This window comes from Flavobacterium sp. LC2016-01 (assembly GCF_009711135.1).
Taxonomy (GTDB): Bacteria; Bacteroidota; Bacteroidia; order Flavobacteriales; family Flavobacteriaceae; genus Flavobacterium.
Genome location: NZ_WMIC01000001.1, coordinates 623889 through 641380, shown reverse-complemented (window position 1 = coordinate 641380; position 17492 = coordinate 623889). Strand labels below are relative to the sequence as shown.

20 protein-coding genes are annotated in these 17492 nt (G+C 32.2%); 18 read left to right on the top strand and 2 right to left on the bottom strand.

All coding sequences use genetic code 11. From position 1 onward, the window contains the following. Nucleotides 1-58: 58 nt before the first annotated feature. Nucleotides 59-526, top strand: a complete 468-nt coding sequence (locus GKZ88_RS02890) for a carboxypeptidase-like regulatory domain-containing protein (protein WP_155100892.1) — start codon at nt 59-61, stop codon at nt 524-526. A gap of 116 nt (nt 527-642) precedes the next feature. Here the strand turns inward: GKZ88_RS02890 and dnaK are convergent, their stop codons facing one another. Further along, on the bottom strand, nt 643-2523 hold the full coding sequence (gene dnaK, locus GKZ88_RS02885; RefSeq protein WP_155100891.1) for a molecular chaperone DnaK: 1881 nt from the start codon (nt 2521-2523) through the stop codon (nt 643-645). A gap of 264 nt (nt 2524-2787) precedes the next feature. Here dnaK and GKZ88_RS02880 point away from each other — a divergent pair, with 264 nt between their 5' ends. The 15 genes from GKZ88_RS02880 (at nt 2788) to GKZ88_RS02810 (ending at nt 14959) form a co-directional block, all read left to right on the top strand. Next, nucleotides 2788-3489, top strand: coding sequence for a DUF2225 domain-containing protein (locus GKZ88_RS02880; RefSeq protein ID WP_155100890.1), 702 nt, complete (start codon nt 2788-2790; stop codon nt 3487-3489). A gap of 137 nt (nt 3490-3626) precedes the next feature. After that, nucleotides 3627-4598 carry a DKNYY domain-containing protein gene (locus GKZ88_RS02875; protein WP_155100889.1) on the top strand — a complete coding sequence of 324 codons (972 nt, stop codon included), beginning with the start codon at nt 3627-3629 and terminating at the stop codon, nt 4596-4598. A 45-nt stretch (nt 4599-4643) separates the two neighbouring features. Next, on the top strand, nt 4644-5258 hold the full coding sequence (locus GKZ88_RS02870) for a YdeI/OmpD-associated family protein (RefSeq protein WP_155100888.1): 615 nt from the start codon (nt 4644-4646) through the stop codon (nt 5256-5258). A 76-nt stretch (nt 5259-5334) separates the two neighbouring features. Continuing rightward, on the top strand, nt 5335-5694 hold the full coding sequence (locus GKZ88_RS02865) for a hypothetical protein (RefSeq protein WP_155100887.1): 360 nt from the start codon (nt 5335-5337) through the stop codon (nt 5692-5694). A gap of 111 nt (nt 5695-5805) precedes the next feature. Continuing rightward, entirely contained in the window at nt 5806-6429 is a 624-nt protein-coding gene (locus GKZ88_RS02860; RefSeq protein WP_155100886.1) for a hypothetical protein, read from the top strand. A 46-nt stretch (nt 6430-6475) separates the two neighbouring features. Beyond that, nucleotides 6476-7231: a hypothetical protein gene (locus GKZ88_RS02855; RefSeq protein ID WP_155100885.1), complete on the top strand. Its 756-nt coding sequence runs from the start codon at nt 6476-6478 to the stop codon at nt 7229-7231. Nucleotides 7232-7307: 76 nt separating this feature from the next. Next, nucleotides 7308-8204 (top strand): hypothetical protein, encoded by an 897-nt coding sequence (locus tag GKZ88_RS02850; protein WP_155100884.1) that lies wholly within the window; start codon nt 7308-7310, stop codon nt 8202-8204. Nucleotides 8205-8432: 228 nt separating this feature from the next. Beyond that, entirely contained in the window at nt 8433-8861 is a 429-nt protein-coding gene (locus tag GKZ88_RS02845) for a hypothetical protein (protein WP_155100883.1), read from the top strand. A gap of 3 nt (nt 8862-8864) precedes the next feature. Then, nucleotides 8865-10133 (top strand): Na+/H+ antiporter, encoded by a 1269-nt coding sequence (locus GKZ88_RS02840; RefSeq protein WP_155100882.1) that lies wholly within the window; start codon nt 8865-8867, stop codon nt 10131-10133. A 121-nt stretch (nt 10134-10254) separates the two neighbouring features. Continuing rightward, nucleotides 10255-10722, top strand: coding sequence for a hypothetical protein (locus GKZ88_RS02835; RefSeq protein WP_155100881.1), 468 nt, complete (start codon nt 10255-10257; stop codon nt 10720-10722). A 38-nt stretch (nt 10723-10760) separates the two neighbouring features. Beyond that, a complete protein-coding gene (locus tag GKZ88_RS02830) occupies nt 10761-11222 on the top strand; it encodes an SRPBCC family protein (RefSeq protein ID WP_155100880.1) in 462 nt (153 codons plus the stop codon). Between the two features lie 43 nt (nt 11223-11265). After that, complete coding sequence (locus GKZ88_RS02825) at nt 11266-12369, top strand: nuclease-related domain-containing protein (protein WP_155100879.1); 1104 nt, start codon at nt 11266-11268, stop codon at nt 12367-12369. 88 nt (nt 12370-12457) lie between these two features. Next, the gene (locus GKZ88_RS02820) at nt 12458-13240 is read left to right on the top strand and encodes a TlpA disulfide reductase family protein (RefSeq protein WP_196216442.1); all 783 of its coding nucleotides are present in this window, start codon (nt 12458-12460) and stop codon (nt 13238-13240) included. A gap of 152 nt (nt 13241-13392) precedes the next feature. Further along, nucleotides 13393-13830 (top strand): acyl-CoA thioesterase, encoded by a 438-nt coding sequence (locus tag GKZ88_RS02815; protein ID WP_155100878.1) that lies wholly within the window; start codon nt 13393-13395, stop codon nt 13828-13830. Between the two features lie 289 nt (nt 13831-14119). Continuing rightward, nucleotides 14120-14959: a mechanosensitive ion channel family protein gene (locus GKZ88_RS02810; RefSeq protein WP_155100877.1), complete on the top strand. Its 840-nt coding sequence runs from the start codon at nt 14120-14122 to the stop codon at nt 14957-14959. Between the two features lie 55 nt (nt 14960-15014). On the opposite strand, the gene GKZ88_RS02805 is transcribed toward GKZ88_RS02810, so the two are convergent. Next, nucleotides 15015-15707 (bottom strand): hypothetical protein, encoded by a 693-nt coding sequence (locus GKZ88_RS02805; protein ID WP_155100876.1) that lies wholly within the window; start codon nt 15705-15707, stop codon nt 15015-15017. A 308-nt stretch (nt 15708-16015) separates the two neighbouring features. On the opposite strand from GKZ88_RS02805, the gene GKZ88_RS02800 reads away from it, so the two are divergent. Together GKZ88_RS02800 and GKZ88_RS02795 are read left to right on the top strand one after the other, a co-directional pair. After that, nucleotides 16016-17008, top strand: a complete 993-nt coding sequence (locus GKZ88_RS02800; protein ID WP_155100875.1) for an alpha/beta hydrolase — start codon at nt 16016-16018, stop codon at nt 17006-17008. Between the two features lie 83 nt (nt 17009-17091). Then, the gene (locus GKZ88_RS02795; protein WP_155100874.1) at nt 17092-17481 is read left to right on the top strand and encodes a DUF1398 family protein; all 390 of its coding nucleotides are present in this window, start codon (nt 17092-17094) and stop codon (nt 17479-17481) included. The last annotated feature ends 11 nt before the right edge of the window (nt 17482-17492 follow it).

Genomic DNA, 17492 nt, shown 5'->3' with positions numbered 1-17492 from the left:
CAATAATTCAAAATAAAACTTATTTTTATTAAAATTAATCGTTCCAAAATTTTGCATTATGATGAAACTAAAAATGACTCTCGCAATTCCTGAATTACAAGAGCAAAATACTAAGTGGATAATTCCTTTTGTCTTAATTATCGCTTTTTTTGGATTAGGAATTCAAGCTACCAAAGCGCAAGAAAAGATGCAAGCCGAACAAAAAATTAATCAGCTCCAAGAAAATATAAAAACGAAAGCCAGCAATGACACTATAGAATATAAAGGAATTGTATATTACAACAATAGCAATGAACCTTTGCCTGGTGTAGAAATAATTGTAAAAGGAACAAAAACCGTAACTATAAGCGATATTAATGGCGAATTCACAATTAGAGCAAAAAAAAGAAATGTTTTAATATTTAAGTACATAAGTTGTGAAATTAAAGAATTAAAACTTAAAAAGAAGCCTACAATAATAGTAAATCTAGACAAAATACCTACTCCGGGAGTTGTAGTAATCACAAAATACGAAGAAGAAGATTAACAAAACAAAAAAACCGAGCCATTTCTGACTCGGTTTTTTTATTTATGATCTTTAAAAAGATCCCGATAAAAATCGGGATAAGCGATTCACATCCCGATAAATCGGGAGCTCTCTGCTTATTTTACTTCTTCGAATTCAACGTCTTCAACATTGTCTCCAGATTGCTCTTGTTGTGGAGCAGCTTGTTGACCTTCCCCACCTTGAGCGTACATTGCTTCTGTAGCTGTTTTCCAAGCTGCATTTACATTGTCTAATCCTTTTTGGATTGCTTCAAGATCTTGAGATTGGTGAGCGAATCTTAATTCAGTCAAAGCAAATTCGATAGCTGTTTTTTGATCGTCTGTCAATTTACTTCCCAATTCTTTCAATTGACTTTCAGTTTGGAAAATAGTACTGTCAGCTTCGTTCAATTTCTCAGCTCTTTCTTTTGCAATTCTGTCAGCATCAGCGTTAGCTTCAGCATCTTTTTTCATTTTTTCGATTTCTTCAGCTGTTAATCCAGAAGAAGCTTCGATACGGATATCGTGAGATTTTCCAGTTCCTTTATCAGTTGCAGAAACTTTGATGATACCATTAGCATCGATATCGAAAGTTACTTCGATTTGAGGAACTCCTCTTGGTGCTGGTGGAATACCATCTAAGTGGAAACGACCGATAGTTTTGTTATCAGCAGCCATAGCTCTTTCTCCTTGTAATACATGGATTTCAACAGATGGTTGAGAATCAGCAGCAGTAGAGAATACTTGAGATTTTTTAGTTGGAATAGTTGTATTAGACTCAATTAGTTTAGTCAATACACCACCCATAGTTTCGATACCTAAAGAAAGAGGTGTTACGTCAAGTAACAATACATCTTTTACATCTCCAGATAAAACTCCACCTTGAATAGCAGCTCCAATAGCAACAACCTCATCAGGGTTAACACCTTTAGATGCTTTTTTACCGAAGAATTTTTCAACTTCGTCAGCGATTCTTGGCATACGAGTAGAACCTCCAACAAGGATTACTTCGTCGATATCAGATGTAGATAAACCTGCATCTTTTAATGCTTTAGCAACTGGCTCCATAGAACGTTTTACTAAAGAATCAGATAATTGCTCAAATTTAGCTCTAGATAATTTTTTCACTAAGTGTTTTGGTCCAGAAGCAGTAGCAGTTACGTAAGGCAAGTTGATTTCTGTTTCAGCAGAAGATGACAATTCAATCTTAGCTTTCTCAGCAGCTTCTTTCAAACGCTGTAATGACATTGGATCTAAACGTAAATCAATACCTTCTTCAGATTTGAATTCGTCAGCTAACCAGTCAATAATAACTTGGTCAAAATCATCACCACCTAAGTGAGTATCACCGTTTGTAGATAATACTTCAAATACACCATCTCCTAATTCAAGAACAGAGATATCAAAAGTACCTCCACCTAAATCGTAAACAGCAATTTTTTGATCAGTTCCTTTTTTATCTAATCCGTAAGCAAGTGCAGCAGCAGTTGGCTCGTTGATGATACGCATAACTTTAAGACCAGCGATTTCACCAGCTTCTTTAGTAGCTTGACGTTGCGCATCGTTAAAGTAAGCAGGAACAGTAATAACTGCTTCAGTTACAGTTTGACCTAAATAGTCTTCAGCAGTTTTTTTCATTTTTTGAAGTGTCATTGCAGACAATTCTTGAGCAGTGTATAAACGACCGTCAATATCCACACGTGGCGTATTGTTGTCACCTTTTACAACACTGTAAGGAACTCTTTTTGCCTCATCTTGAGTTTCAGCAAAAGTGTGTCCCATAAAACGTTTAATAGAAGCAATCGTTTTTGTAGGATTCGTTACTGCTTGTCTTTTTGCAGGATCACCTACTTTAATTTCTCCACCTTCAACAAAAGCGATGATAGATGGTGTAGTTCTTTTTCCTTCTGCGTTAGGGATAACAACTGCTTCGTTACCTTCCATTACAGAAACACAAGAGTTCGTCGTACCTAAGTCAATTCCGATTATTTTACCCATTTTTTATATATTTAATTTTTGATTTAATTTTATAACTCAGGTGGCATAAGTCAATCTTTGTGCCAATATAAAAAACTAAATAAAAATGTCAGTTTTGCCGTCAGAACCTTAAAAATCATCTGACAACATGACATTTTTAAAACCTGACAAGTGTGGCATATCAGTATTTTGGCTGTCATTATATAGGTTATTTTACAAATTTAAATGGTTATTTTTTTTATCCTTAAATACTATTTTTAAGTAAATTCGTTAAAAACTTTATTCATGAAAAAAATATACTTCGCCTTTTTATTCCTTTTCACAATAAACCTTGCAAATGCGCATACCTGCGAAAACGAAACTGTCAATTGTCCTTTGGATAATGCTAAAGTTGACTTTTGTGTGACAATGAGTATGACAACATTTGGCTCTTTAAAAGACTTTCAAAAGCAAGGCGCTATTGGTAGCTTTTATGAGGAACTTATCAATTCCTGTCCGAAATGTCATTTTTCAGGATATATTGATGATTTTAAAGCGAAATACAGCGACGAAGAAAAAGCGAAAATAAAAACCTTTCTGCAGCAATATGAACAAACAAAAATGACCGACATAATGCAATGCAAAGTGGCAGGAGATTTAAAAGAATTTCTTTCTGCTCCAAATGCAAAAATAGCGCACTGCTATTTAGTTGGTTCCTATTTAGCCCGAGACAAAGGAAAATTTATTGATTTAAGAAAAGAACTTCAAGTAAAAACCAAAACTTTCTTGGTTCTCGCTCTTGAAAAAAATGAATACGAGGATAAAACGTCCATCGCTAATATAGATTATTTAATAGCCGAAATGTGTAGAAGAACAGCCAACTTTGATGACGCAATAAAATATTACGACCTTGCCCTAAATGATCCCAACAAACAGGAATGGATTGATGAAGTCGCAAAAATGCAAAAGGATCTTGCTTTGAAAAAAGATGACAATAATACTCTTTAATAATAGTTGCCACAATTGATTTAGGCAATTGGCTTTGTATTTCGGATGATTTTACAAATCCGAAGAATGGTCTTAATTTAGTCACAAACCCGCTATACTACCAAAACGTTGCTGGCAATTATAACAAACATACTCCAATGACAATAAGAAAAGTAATCATTTTAGTTTTAAAAATTTCAATTTTAACAAGTTGCAGACGTGGCTACAAGATTGAAGGCGATAAAGTTTATTATGAATATTGGAATGAAGGAAGTGGGCAAAATAAACTACTCATTCAACAAGCAGATGCAAAGACTTTTAAAGAATTAACTTTTGACTGCGATTGTGACTTTGAGTTTGGCAAGGATAAAAATCACTTATTTATTGATGGAGAACTTATAAAAAATATTGACCCAAACACTTTTAAATTTATTGGAAATTATATTTTCCGAGACAAAGACTCCGCTTATTTTTTTGGTTTTTATAACAACATAAACGACTGTGTAATTAAGGGTATTAATCCCGACAAAATAAAATTGATTAAATATCCTTGGTCAAAGGCCGATAATTTTTTAATTCACGGTGGAGATGCTGTAAATATTGACAATTTAAATGAATTTATTCCTATTGATGATGATTGGGGAAAGACAAAAAAATATATAATTAATAACAATCAAATTCTATATGGAGCAGACGTAGAAACTTTTAAAATTACAAGTTCTTTTCAAGGTAAAGACAAAAACTTCAATTACGAGTTCGGTATTATTAATGAAGATGATTTCAAAAAAATAAGTTACAAGAAATTTGATTTTGACAAGCCTATTTGTGAATATGAACCAATAGTATTTGATGATATTTATGACAGTTTGGTATCATATAAAGAAGATCAAAATAAAAGCATTGAAATTGTAGAAAAATTAAAATCCAAAGGTTTTACAATTAAGAATATTAGATATTCAAATTGGTCAGGCGAATCAAAAATTATCAGCGTTTCGTTGGCAAATGACAAATGTAATTGCATTGTTGAGAAACTTTACCGTTACGATTATTCAAAACCTTCTGAAACTGAAAAAATATTTAAAGTAACAGAAAGAATTCACTGTAAACCGAAAGAAAAAAATCAAGACTAATATAATATTTCACAGCTTTAATCATAAACTGAATTCTTTAAATCAATGGAAAATTACAACAAAGAAGTTACTGCTTACATTGCAAAAATGACCGACTTTGCAAAACCAATCCTAACCCATTTAAGAGAACTAATTTTTAGCACCTGCCCCGAAGTAGAAGAAAATATTAAATGGGGAACACCGCATTATTCCTACAAAGGTGACCATTTAGTTATGATGGGAGGTTTTAAACAGCATTGTTCTTTTAGTCTGTATAAAGCTGAACTAATGAAGGATAAGGATATACAAGAAAGTGTAAAATCAGGTAAAAAATTCGGATATATGGACAAAATTAAAGATATATCTGAACTGCCAAATAAGGAAGTTTTAATTGCGTATATCAAAGAAGCAATGGAATTAAATAAAAACGGTACTGCAAAACCCAAACCCGTAAAAGAGAAATCAACAGTAGAAGTTGTTGTTCCCAAAGAATTTTTGGATGCATTAAAAAAAGACAGTAAAGCAACCGAAATCTTTGAAAGCAAATCACCGTCATTTCGTAAAAATTATATCATTTGGATTGCAGACGCAAAAACAGACGAAACCAGAAATAAAAGAATTACCCAATCTTTAGAATGGATTGCAGAAGGAAAAGATAGATTTTGGCAATCTAAAAAGTAAATACGCTCGACAAAGAACAAATAATGACTGATAGTTTTACAGGATTTGAAAAATTAACTAAAATAAATTATTAAAAATGGGAATACGTGAAAAACTATTTGGAAAGCCGAAACCAAAAAATCCTGAAGATATTTTTTTAATTACAATTAATAAAGAATTTATTAGAGTCGAGCATCCTGAGAGAAAAACCGAAGAAATTTTATGGAATGATATTCAAGAAATAAAATTAATAAATACAGATGAGGGACCTTTTGCACCCGATGTTTGGCTAGCCTTGCTTGGCGAAAATTCAGGGTGTCTTATTCCACATGGCGCTAAAGGATTTGAAACAGTTTATGAGATAATATCAAAATATGATAATTTCAACTTTGACAATTTTATTTCTTCAATGTCGTGCACAGATAATGAAGAATTTTTATTGTGGAAAAAGGAATAAATATGCTGTATGATAACTAACAAAACGATTTTTTGAAAACAAGTTTAATGAATCGGTGTAAATAATGCTATCCATTAAATTGAGATCAACAAAAAAACAATACGTCATAAAATGAGACTAAAATTAACTTTGCTTTTTCATATTTTATCTATTTCGATATTTGCACAGACAAACTTAGGAATTGGTTTGATATCCATTAAATTTAATGATAAAACCGTTTTGCCCTTTTATTCTTCAACGAATGACAAAGAGCCTATAAAAACCATTCGGTTTTTTAATGATACATCGATCAACAGCTGGAATATTAAAGATCTTAAAAATCAGCAAAAATGGCTAAAACCAGAGGTACTTTGGCTGGATTACAATTTCTTTGTTTTTCGTTGCGAGAAACAGGAAAATGACTGGTTTAAAATAATTGTAAATAATGAATCAGGAAAATCACTTTGGATTAAAAAAAATAAAATAACAGAATTTAGAAATTGGGAAAAGTATCTTCAGGATATGTTTAGAATTAGTCGCATTTCGAAAACGGACAAAATTTATAAGTTACCCAATAAAAATGCAGCAACAATTAAATACTCTGGAGAGGATTGTTTTCAGGTTAAATCAACGAAAGGAGATTGGATTGAAATTTTTACTTCAGAATGTGATGAATCAAAAAATGAAATAAAATCGGGTTGGATAAAATGGAAAGAAGGAAATCGTTTATTGATTGAATATTTTCCAATCAGCTAATAAACAGTTGAATCATTGCTTATTAACATTTTTCTAAATTATAAAAATGAAAAAACTAATTTTACCTATCATAGCAATTTCATTTGCTTTTACAGTTCAATCTTGTCTTAAAAAAGAAACAATAAGCCCCAAAAAAAATGTTTCTGTAATCGACAGCCTTCCTGAGCACGACTGTGCGGAAGAAGAAGAATACGAGGAAACTGTTTCTGGAGAACCTAATGATGTTACCTATCCTGAAACAGGAAATAAAATTGCAGACTTTCTTCCTAAACCCGACGTTTATGAAGTACAATATAAAGCTGAAGGAGATTTAAACAATGACAATTTACCAGATATTGCTGTTGTATTAAAACATAAGGAAAATTACACTTTAAAAAGACCTATGCTTATCCTTTTACAAAATATAGATAAATCATACCATTTAGATAAAATTTCGAATATTGTGATACCAGCTGAATACGACGAAAACGATTTTAAAATGTACAGTGAAAAAATCAGTATAGAAAAAGGAGAATTGCGTATTTATCTCTTTGGCGGACCACATAATGCCATTTCCAGTACATTTAAATACATTGAAAAAGGCCTTGTTTTAAACACTTTAACTGCATATTCTGGTGGTGCGGGCAGTATTGTCGAAATGTCTTATGATTTTGAAAAAAGTGAGATCACAACAAAAGAAACCAATACAATGGAAGAAAATATGCCGTCAACATCAGAAACTTTCCCTGTAAAAAAGGAATTTCATTTTTTTGAAGACACAGCCATTACGGAATTCTATAACGAAGATAGTGACGAATCGTAAAATTTAGAATGATTTAGTGTCAAAACCGCTGTAGTGCCAAAAACTTATACTAAATATTAAAACAAACTAAACAAAAATGGGAATATTTGATTTCTTTAAGAAAAAAAGTAAAAACAGTACCGAAGAAAAAAATGATGAACTTTTAATAAAACCTCAAACAGAGGAAACAAAACCTAACACATCTTCAAGCGAAATATCGATCGAGATCATTTCAGATGATCAAGGCTCTCATGGCGATAATTTTGGAGGACTTTTAGGATTTAATTATTTAAACTCTGATAATGGCAATCAATTTATAAATGAAATGATTGCTTTAGCTGCTATTCAAGCGCCAATTCTTGAAAATCCTATTATCAAAATAAATGAGGTAAGTTTCGAAAATTCAAACAATGTAAAAATTAGGGCAATTACCAAAAACGGAAATATGTCGAATGGAGCGGTTTTATCTGCTTATCCCTATATAAAAACGGATTATATATTGCCATTTGAAACTAAAAAAATCATTGAATGGTCACATGTTGCAAATATGGAAGCTGAAATTCAAGGCGGAGGTAGGGATACTTTTGGCTTATCTTTTTTTGCAACTGACTATGCAATTAATAAAAGAAAATACAAATCTGAAAAAAAATTAAATATTAAAATTTCTGCAGTTGGGCTGGTTCTCGACAAGAGTGATTTAACAGAAATAAATGGCACTTCAGTAAGTCCAGACTTTTGTACCTATATGCCAAACCAAGATATTCCAAGACCAACATATTTTGACTTTATAGGAGTTCTAAACAGTTATAAAGAATGCAAAATAAATAACGAAAACTATGGATATTTAATCAATGTAAAATTAATAAACCAAGAAGAAGATCCTGATTTTTTCACAATAGATTTGTTTATTAATAAAGAGAATATGCGATTTACAGATTTAACTATAGGAATGAAAATTACCGGAGCGCTTTGGCTACAGGGAGAAATTGCATAAAAATATTTTGTAAAACAAGGGTTTTACCTCAAAAATGTTAGTGGTAGATTTCAGAAAAAACAAGAATAACAAGATAGAAACTGAATAAAAAATTAAATGAAATTACTCCTAAAGATCATAAGTCCAATTTTAATTGCTATAGTTCTACTAAGCTTTACATACGGTCAAAATTCAGTAAAGATTTATGGGGAATTGAAACCTAAAAAATCTGAAATCAATGTTTCTCGATTGAAAATTTTGGTAAAAACGAACAACCTTATTTCAGCTGAAACAGTAACAGATACTTTTGGTAAATTCAAATTAATACTTACTCAAAAAACAAATGACAAAATTGATTTTTATTGCACAGGAATTGGCAACGACACAATATTTTTAAAAAGAGTATTAAATATCCAATCCGACTCCTTAAATCTAGCTTTTTTACTGCCGTTAAAATACAAACTAAATTTAAAGGGAAAAGTAATTTGTCCTATTTGTAAAAAAACAGATAAGGTTGTGAAAATTATTTATATAAATACAAATCCTTATATTGCTGTTGGAGTAAAAAAAACAGATAACGGTCTATATGATATGTCAAATGTTGAGCTAAAACAAGAAAAATATACTCCAGTAGAACTTTCAAGATATTCATGCAAGAGAGATGTTATAAAATTTTAAAAAATGGAAAACTATACCATAATCATTTTCATATTAGCCATTGTAATTGGTATTTCTGCTTATGCCGAAAAATCAAAACTGCCATTCCCTATTCTTTTGGTAATTGTTGGAGTTGCGATCGGTTTTATTCCGACTATGAATGAAATTGAGATTAATCCTGAAATTATTTTCCTGATTTTTTTGCCTCCGTTGTTGTATGATGCTTCATTTAATATTTCGCCAAAACATTTTAAAACAAACCTGAGTACGATAAGTACATTAGCTATTCCGTTAGTTTTTTTGACCACATTTTGGATTGCCGTCGTTTCGCATTATATGATTCCGGGTATGAGCTGGCCTTTGTCGTTTGTTCTTGGCGCCATACTTTCAGCAACAGATGCAGTCGCAGCCATAAACATAACAAGAGGTCTTGACATCCCCGAAAAGACACTGACAATACTTGAAGGTGAAAGTCTTATTAATGATGCATCTGCGTTAGTTGCGTATCGTTTTGCAGTTGCAGCGGTAATGGGTTCTGTTTTTGTTATCTGGAAAGCCACACTTCAGTTCGTATTCTTGCTTGGAGGCGGATTTCTAGTAGGTTTTGTTATGGGCAAAATCTTAGCTTTCATTCTGACAAAAGTCCGAAACAATATTAATGTTACGGTCAGTTTTATGCTTTTAATGCCATTTGTAACGTATCTTGTTGCAGAGCATTTGCATGTTTCAGGCGTAATTGCTGTAGTATTTTTAGGTTTGGCGATGGCTCGTTTAAGCAACAAAATTTTGCCAGAAAAATTAAAGGCCAATTCCAGAAGCCTTTGGGACGTCATCATCTTTTTGCTCAACGGATTAATTTTTATCTTAATCGGACTTAATTTCAGATACGTTTTAAAAGATATTGACGACGGAATGATTCTTCCATACATTGGTTATGCCGTAATAATTACAATCGTCGCATTATTAACCCGAATGGTGAGGATATTTTTTCAAAAAATAAATTTACAGAAAGCCTATCTCAAAAACAGCAATAAAAAACGAAAAGTAAGTGAACATGCTTTACTCGATTCAAAAAACAGCTTTATTATCGCATGGTCAGGAATGCGCGGTATTGTTTCGCTGGCGATTGCTTTAGGTTTGCCTAAATTTCTGGAAGACGGAACTCCTTTTCCGCATCGAAATGCCATTATTTTTATTTCTGTGGCTGTTGTACTGATCACTATCATTGGCCAAGGCCTTACTTTGCCGTGGGTTGTAAAAAAAATAAATGCCAAAAACGACATTTCGTCATAATAAAAAAGTTTATTTTTTATCTTTACATAAATAAATCTTTCCCGTTTTACTATTTTACCTTCGATAAAATATTCGCCCCTCTATCACAAAACCATTTACTAACAACCAAAAACATAAAAATATGAGTGAAGAATTACAAAGCCAATTTGACGAATTTGAAAAAACAGGAATCATCAGAAGAAAATTACTGCCTTGGTGGATTAAAACATTCTGCTGGATTTTTATGATTTTGTCCGTTTGCGGGTTAGGTACTTTAATAGGCAGTGCTTTTTCAAATAATGTTCATTTATCTTTATATGGTTTTGAAACCAATACTGCTTACTCTGGTGTTGGAATTTTTCTTATTGCAGTTATGACTTTTAAAGGTTATGCCGCGTACTTACTTTGGTTCGAAAAAGCAAATGCGATATCAATTGCCAAAATTGATGCAATCATTGGGGTTGTAATTTGCATCGCATCAATGTTTGTACTTCCTTTTACGACTGGAGATGGACATATTCCTATTCGATTAGAACTTTTATTATTAATCCCGTACTTCATTAAAATCAATAAAATTGAATACGAATGGGATAATCTGGAAAAAATTTAATTATTTAAAAAATATTTAATTACTAAATAGATTAAAAAATGAAATCAGAAATCATCATAACAACTGCAGAATCAGAAATTGTTACGACACGAATTCTGAATTTCCCGCAGGAACTGGTTTTTAAAGCCTGGAGCGATCCTGACCATTTAAAAAATTGGTGGGGACCAAAAGGCTTCACCAATACTTTTAATAAATTTGACTTCTGCGAAGGCGGAAAATGGGAATTTATTATGCATGGCCCTGAAGTGGGAAATTATGCCAATGAATGTGAATTTATAAAAATTGACAGACCAAATCTTATTGCATGGAAACGCTATTCAAAACCGCTTTTCCAAATTCTGGCAACATTTGAAACTGTTGCTGAAAATGAAACAAAAGTTGTTTTTAAAATGCTTTTTGAAACAATTGAAGAATGCCAGAAACTAAAACCTTACGTTGTCGATAAAAACGAAGAAAACTTCGACCGGCTTGAAGTTGAATTATCGAAAATGAAGCCCTAACCATCTATCAAATATATCTTATGACCGCTAATCGAAAAAGAATATGTGTAGAGTTTATAACACAATTGGATGCCTGAATGCTATACAATTAATGTTAGTCAGATATAACGTTGACGAATTTCGCACGTTAAATGAATTGATTAATTATCGGAAAAATTATCAGTTTAACGAACAAGAAATCATCTCTGATCATACGCTGTTTATACAGGAGGAAAAATCAATTCTTGAACAAGAAATCGCTGAATTAAATGACGCAATTCCTCGAAATAAAAATGATCTTGAAGATCGGCTGCGCCAACAGCTTGATGCTTTTAACCAAGAAATAGATAATCTTCCTGAAACTAATTCTAAAATTATCCCAACAATACGGGACTATTGGCTAAACCTAGTCATCTGTACAAAATTTTGGTTTGTCCAGCTTCAATTTCATTATAATATTAAAACATTCAATTATCAGGTAAAAAAATTACTTTCCGAAAAAAATAAACGTTTCGAATATCTTTCTGCAAATTTTCAAGATGCTATAAACGAAAGCTGTTTTCCAGAACTGCAGGCATTTGAGAAAAAAAAGGAAATAATTGAAAATCTAAACCATACAATTTACGGCGCCGTTGGCGAACAAAAAGTCGAAAAGACACTAAGAATACTCTCCGACGATTTTATTTTAATAAATGACTTTTGCTGCACTTTTAAGCCTCCAATTCATAATAAAGCCAATAACGACACGATTCATTCCATTCAAGTTGATCATCTTTTAATTTCATCAGCAGGCATTTTTTTAATCGAAACAAAAAATTGGAGCGACAAGTCAATAAATAATTCAGATTTACGCTCTCCTGTAGAGCAGATTCTTAGAACAAATTTTGCGCTATATAAATTATTATCTGAAAAGAAAAGAAAACGAAATTGGAATTTTGCCCGCCAGCATTGGGGCGATCGCAAAATTCCAATCAAAAATATTATTGTCTTCACAAATAATAAGCCAGTCGAAGAATTTCAATTTGCAAAAATTCTCACACTGACGGAGTTAATTCCATACATAAAATATTTTAAAGGAAATTTCACATCTGATGAAACTGAAATGATTGCCGAATTTCTGCTTAAATTTTCGGAACAAAAAAAAGCGCATTCTAAATTAAAATGCTGAATACATAACATCTCCGATTCTATTTTTGAGGCAATTCCTTTTTTTATTCTTAAAAATCCTATATTTATAAAAAACTAAAAATACCACTATGAAAAAAGTAATTTGTTTCGTCCTTCTGATGATTTCTTATTCGTTTTGTGCACAAAATAAAGTCGCAAAAAAACCTGAAAATGTAATTATAATCAACAATGAAATCGTGACGATGGAACAAGTTGAAAAATATGGGCAGGAAGGCAGAATCAAATCTATGAATAAAGGCGTATCGGAAGAAGAGAGAAATGAATTAGCTAAAAAATATGGTGATAAAATTGGTGACAGAGAATTTATAACGGTTGTTGAGATTTTTTCTGAACAAGAAAAACTTGAAAACAGCAAAAAAGTTGTCACTAATGCACCAAAAAAAGAAATCCAAAAAACTAACGAATATCTTTTAAACATAAATGACACCGCAAAAGATTTCACTTTGAAACTCCTTGATGGCAAAACAATAAAACTTTCTGATTTAAAAGGAAAAGTAGTTCTTGTAAATTTTTGGGCCACTTGGTGTGCACCTTGTCTTTTGGAATTTTACGATATTCCTGCTAAAATTACTGAACCATTTAAAAACGACAATTTTGTATTTTTAGCCATCTCAAGTGGAGAAGCTGAAAAACTTGTGGCACAAAAAGCAACAAAACTAAAAAAAGATGGTCTTGATTTTAATTATGGAATTGATCCAGATAGAAAAATTTGGAATGATTATGCCACCAATTCGATTCCAAAAAACTTTCTGATTGACCAAAATGGAGTTATAAAATTTGCAACGACAGGAAATGTAGAAGGAAATCTAGATAATCTTGCGGCTGAAATCAAAAAACTACTTTCAAAATAAACTAAAGTACTTTCTTCAAATATTCATAAAATTTTGCTTGCTGGAAATTCCATTTGTTTTTATTCGTAATTTCGATTTTTAAAAATGATTGTTTTTTTAGCCGAAACAATTTCGGCAGGCAATCGCAATAAAATCTAAATTACAATTACAAAATGGCTTCATTTATTAAAGAAATTTCTTTTCGCTGGTCAGATCTTGACCCTAATTTTCATGTTCGTCACAGTGCTTATTACGATTTTGGTGCACAGCATCGTATCGAAATCCTTGAAGAATTAGGTTTGACTTTAAGAGTGATGCAATCACAGGGTTTTGGACCTGTTTTGTTTAGAGAAGAATGCGTTTTCAGAAAAGAATTAAAACTTTCTGATAAAATATTCATTCACACTAAAACATCAAAAATGAAAGCCGATGCTTCGCGCTGGTCTATCATTCATGAATTTAGAAGAGAAGATGATACGCTTTGTGCTACTATTACGGTTGACGGTGCCTGGATGGATACAAAATTGCGCAAACTAGCTTCTCCAACTCCAGAAATTGCGATTGAAGCGCTGAGCATTTTCCCAAAAAGCGATGATTTTGTTGGACTATAAAACTAACAATATTTAACCCGTTGGGTGAATTAATTCAAACACATAGAAACATAGATTTAGGAGGTGCAAAAAAGGCGTTTCACTTGTTTAAAACAAACATAGCAAGCTATGTGTTAGAAACTAGTTTCTTTTTTAAGCTCTTTTTTCTGCAAATAAAATCTCTGTTTCTATGTGTTAAATAAAATTTCACGCATTACACCTAACTGGTAATATTTATTTTAACTTTATAAAATCCAAAAAGCAATATTCAAAATTGTTTTTTGGATTTTTTTTCTCAAAATCAAAATCTATGATGGATTACATAAATGATTTCAGAATCGCATTTGTAATTGCTATAATTGCCATTACAACTATTATTTTGGGCGCTATAACAGAAAAAACGCTGCGTTATTTTTTATATCGAAAGTTAACCGATAAAGAATATGATGCAACCGGATTTAAGTTCTTAAAACACTTAATAATAACTGTAATTTACATTCTTGGTTTTGCTTTTGCATTAATTCAGATTCCCGAATTTAAAATTATCGGACACTCCTTTTTAGCGGGTGCAGGCGTAATTTCTCTTGTTGCTGGTTTGGCTTCACAGCAGGCTTTAAGCAATATTGTGAGCGGTATATTTTTGGTCATTTTTAAACCTTTTAAAATTAATGACAAAATCACCATTAACAACTTTGCCGGTACGGTTGAAGACATTAATTTAAGACAAGTCGTTTTGAAAGATGCCGAAAACAACCGAATTATAATTCCAAATTCGGTGATCAGCAATCAAATAATTGTCAATACCAATATGCTTGATACTAAATGCTGTAAAATAATCGAAATCGGAATTGGTTATGATTCTGATGTCGAAAAAGCATTAGAAATCATAAAAGATGAAATTGCCAAACATCCATTATTTATTGATACTCGGACCGCAGAAGCTAAAAAACAAAAAGAACCGATGGTTATTGCAAGAGTTGTGGCTTTAGCCGATTCCAGCGTAAATTTAAAAGCCTGGGCTTGGGCAAAAAATTCTACAGAAGGTTTTGTAATGTATTGCGATTTACTGCAAAGCATTAAAAAATGTTTTGACGAAAATAATATCGATATTCCGTATCCGCAAAGAGTGGTGACACTTAAAAAACAATAATCTTCAATAAATTTTTTAAATTCCAAATTCCAAAAACCTGCGGCCTAAACCGTAGCTACTCAAACTTTAACCCAAAGTTTACTTTTTCAAAAGTGGTACTGCAGGAAAGTGCAAATCGTCCGAGATTTACTGTTCCGAAGATTCCTCCTACTGAGTGTCCAGAGTAAAATCCTCCGGCTGAAAATCGGTGAACCTGATACTTCAGTGCAATATCATTAACTCTGCTGCTCAGCTGACCAAAAGCAATCACATTTGGGATAATTTCATAACTTCCAAAAACTTTCGGAACCAGTTTTTTGTAATAATCAAAACTTTCATCGGTTTCATAATCAACACTTGTCGAATGTAAATTTTCAAGATTTCCTCCGATATAAGTGTTTTCAGAAAAATGCCATGAAATGCTGAAACCCGTAAAAGTTCCGTCGTAACCGCTCCGCGATTCTAAATAACCAACTCCAATTGTAGCTCTGAATTTACCGCATATTTTTCCGATGTAACCAATGTACGTTCGGTCAATTTCCGATTTATCGATTCCAGCGCCAAAAATAACATCGTCATCACACATACTAAATGCGTACTGAAAATAAGCCGAATATTGATCTTCATTGGCCGCGACAACGCTCCGCCCTTTATCAAGATCGATATTTGCTGAGATTAAGGTAGAGTTTATAACGGCGAAATCAAATGTGTTGATTTCTTGGGCAAATGTGGGGACTGTGAGCAAGAGTAAAAGTATTGTTTTTTTCATAATACACTTTTTTAGCTGACAACATTCTACCTCTAATTTACCTACAATTTCGAAATTTTCAAAAGAACTCCCTTAAAGTAGTGGCATTAATCGTTGAACTGCAATATTTTCACAATCAATACCTTACAAATGATAAAAATGCAAAATTAAGAATGCCAAAAAAAATTAAAAGTGAAGAATCAGATGATTAAATTGACTTTAATTTTTCTTTCTGATTCATTTTTTCTGATAATTTTAAGAAGTTAAACTTTGGTTTTCAGAATGGTTAACGGTAATTTTATAGTTCTTAACCCAAAATCAACTCAAAAATGAAAATTTTCCAGCTCTTAATGCTCTTATTTCCTTTTTTAAGTTTTTCTCAAGATGGAAACATAAAACCCTTAGATATAAATCTTTCAAATTACGATTATCCTTTTCCGGTTCAGTTTTTAGAATTAACCAGTCAGCGCCAATACATGCAGATGTTTTATATGGACATAACTCCAGATAATTATAACAATAAAAATGTGGTCCTGCTTCACGGAAAAAACTTCAACGGCGCCTATTGGGAAACAACTATAAAAGCTTTGACCGCAGCAGGTTTTCGCGTAATTGTTCCAGATCAGATTGGTTTTGGAAAATCATCAAAACCAGATAATTTTCAATATACGTTTCAGCAATTAGCAGAAAACACCAAAAAATTATTAGATCATCTCGGAATCGGAAAAGCAACTATTTTAGGACATTCTATGGGCGGTATGCTTGCCACAAGATTTGCTTTGATGTATCCAGAAATGACCGAAAAATTAGTTCTAGAAAATCCAATTGGGTTAGAAGACTGGAAATTAGTGGTTCCCTACAAACCTGTTGATTGGTGGTACGAATCGGAATTAAAACAAAATTATCAGTCCATCAAAAACTATCAAATGGCGAATTATTATAACGGAAAATGGAATGCTGAATATCAAAAATGGGCAGAACTCAGCGCCGGCTGGACAACTGATCCTGAATATGATAAAGTGGCTTGGAATTCGGCACTTTTATATGAAATGATTTTTACACAGCCTGTATTGTATGAGTTCAGAAATATCCAGGTTCCTACTCTTTTAATTATTGGAACAAGAGATAAAACTGCTTTAGGCAAACCTTTAGTTTCTGAAGAAATCCAAGCGGAAATGGGGAACTATGCCGAATTAGGCCGAAGAACACAAAAAGCAATTCCGAATTCAAAACTGGTTGAAATTCCAAATACTGGACATTTGCCGCATATTGAATCTTTTGATCAATTTATAAAACCATTAATCGTATTTTTGAAACAATAATTTTTTTGTTCGCCACGAATTCACAAATTACACTAAAAAAATTCGTGAATTCGTGGCGAACAAAAACCTAAAAACTAAAAACTATGTTTACTATCGACCAAATCAAAGAAGCACATTCTAAAGTAAAAAGCGGTGCTGATTTTCCTAATTATATTCAAGATTTAATCATTCTTGGTGTAAAAGGCTACGATACTTTTGTGCATGACGGAAGTGTCATTTATTTTGGATTAAATAATTATACCGCAGCAGCTGAAGAAAAATATCCTGAAATAAAAGTTGCAGATTTTCCTAACAAAGAACTTTTTATCGAACTTTTGGTAAAACATCAGCATGGTGAAACCGATTATATGACTTTCTGCACCCATTGTGCGCAATGCGGTATTGCAAAATGGCGCGTGAACATTATCGAAATGACATGCACTTATTTTGATAAATCAGAAAACGAAATTTTAATCGAAAAAATTCCTAGTTAAGAGATGAATGT

What these genes read in the sequence shown, in the direction of transcription:
- GKZ88_RS02880 (WP_155100890.1), top strand. Translation starts at nt 2,788, where the DNA reads ATGAAAAAAATATACTTCGCCTTTTTATTCCTTTTCACAATAAACCTT.
- GKZ88_RS02825 (WP_155100879.1), top strand. Translation starts at nt 11,266, where the DNA reads ATGTGTAGAGTTTATAACACAATTGGATGCCTGAATGCTATACAATTA.
- GKZ88_RS02810 (WP_155100877.1), top strand. Translation starts at nt 14,120, where the DNA reads ATGATGGATTACATAAATGATTTCAGAATCGCATTTGTAATTGCTATA.
- GKZ88_RS02835 (WP_155100881.1), top strand. Translation starts at nt 10,255, where the DNA reads ATGAGTGAAGAATTACAAAGCCAATTTGACGAATTTGAAAAAACAGGA.
- GKZ88_RS02875 (WP_155100889.1), top strand. Translation starts at nt 3,627, where the DNA reads ATGACAATAAGAAAAGTAATCATTTTAGTTTTAAAAATTTCAATTTTA.
- GKZ88_RS02865 (WP_155100887.1), top strand. Translation starts at nt 5,335, where the DNA reads ATGGGAATACGTGAAAAACTATTTGGAAAGCCGAAACCAAAAAATCCT.
- GKZ88_RS02815 (WP_155100878.1), top strand. Translation starts at nt 13,393, where the DNA reads ATGGCTTCATTTATTAAAGAAATTTCTTTTCGCTGGTCAGATCTTGAC.
- GKZ88_RS02830 (WP_155100880.1), top strand. Translation starts at nt 10,761, where the DNA reads ATGAAATCAGAAATCATCATAACAACTGCAGAATCAGAAATTGTTACG.
- GKZ88_RS02855 (WP_155100885.1), top strand. Translation starts at nt 6,476, where the DNA reads ATGAAAAAACTAATTTTACCTATCATAGCAATTTCATTTGCTTTTACA.
- GKZ88_RS02860 (WP_155100886.1), top strand. Translation starts at nt 5,806, where the DNA reads ATGAGACTAAAATTAACTTTGCTTTTTCATATTTTATCTATTTCGATA.
- GKZ88_RS02840 (WP_155100882.1), top strand. Translation starts at nt 8,865, where the DNA reads ATGGAAAACTATACCATAATCATTTTCATATTAGCCATTGTAATTGGT.
- GKZ88_RS02820 (WP_196216442.1), top strand. Translation starts at nt 12,458, where the DNA reads ATGAAAAAAGTAATTTGTTTCGTCCTTCTGATGATTTCTTATTCGTTT.
- GKZ88_RS02870 (WP_155100888.1), top strand. Translation starts at nt 4,644, where the DNA reads ATGGAAAATTACAACAAAGAAGTTACTGCTTACATTGCAAAAATGACC.
- GKZ88_RS02795 (WP_155100874.1), top strand. Translation starts at nt 17,092, where the DNA reads ATGTTTACTATCGACCAAATCAAAGAAGCACATTCTAAAGTAAAAAGC.
- GKZ88_RS02805 (WP_155100876.1), bottom strand. Translation starts at nt 15,707, where the DNA reads ATGAAAAAAACAATACTTTTACTCTTGCTCACAGTCCCCACATTTGCC.
- dnaK (WP_155100891.1), bottom strand. Translation starts at nt 2,523, where the DNA reads ATGGGTAAAATAATCGGAATTGACTTAGGTACGACGAACTCTTGTGTT.
- GKZ88_RS02800 (WP_155100875.1), top strand. Translation starts at nt 16,016, where the DNA reads ATGAAAATTTTCCAGCTCTTAATGCTCTTATTTCCTTTTTTAAGTTTT.
- GKZ88_RS02890 (WP_155100892.1), top strand. Translation starts at nt 59, where the DNA reads ATGATGAAACTAAAAATGACTCTCGCAATTCCTGAATTACAAGAGCAA.
- GKZ88_RS02850 (WP_155100884.1), top strand. Translation starts at nt 7,308, where the DNA reads ATGGGAATATTTGATTTCTTTAAGAAAAAAAGTAAAAACAGTACCGAA.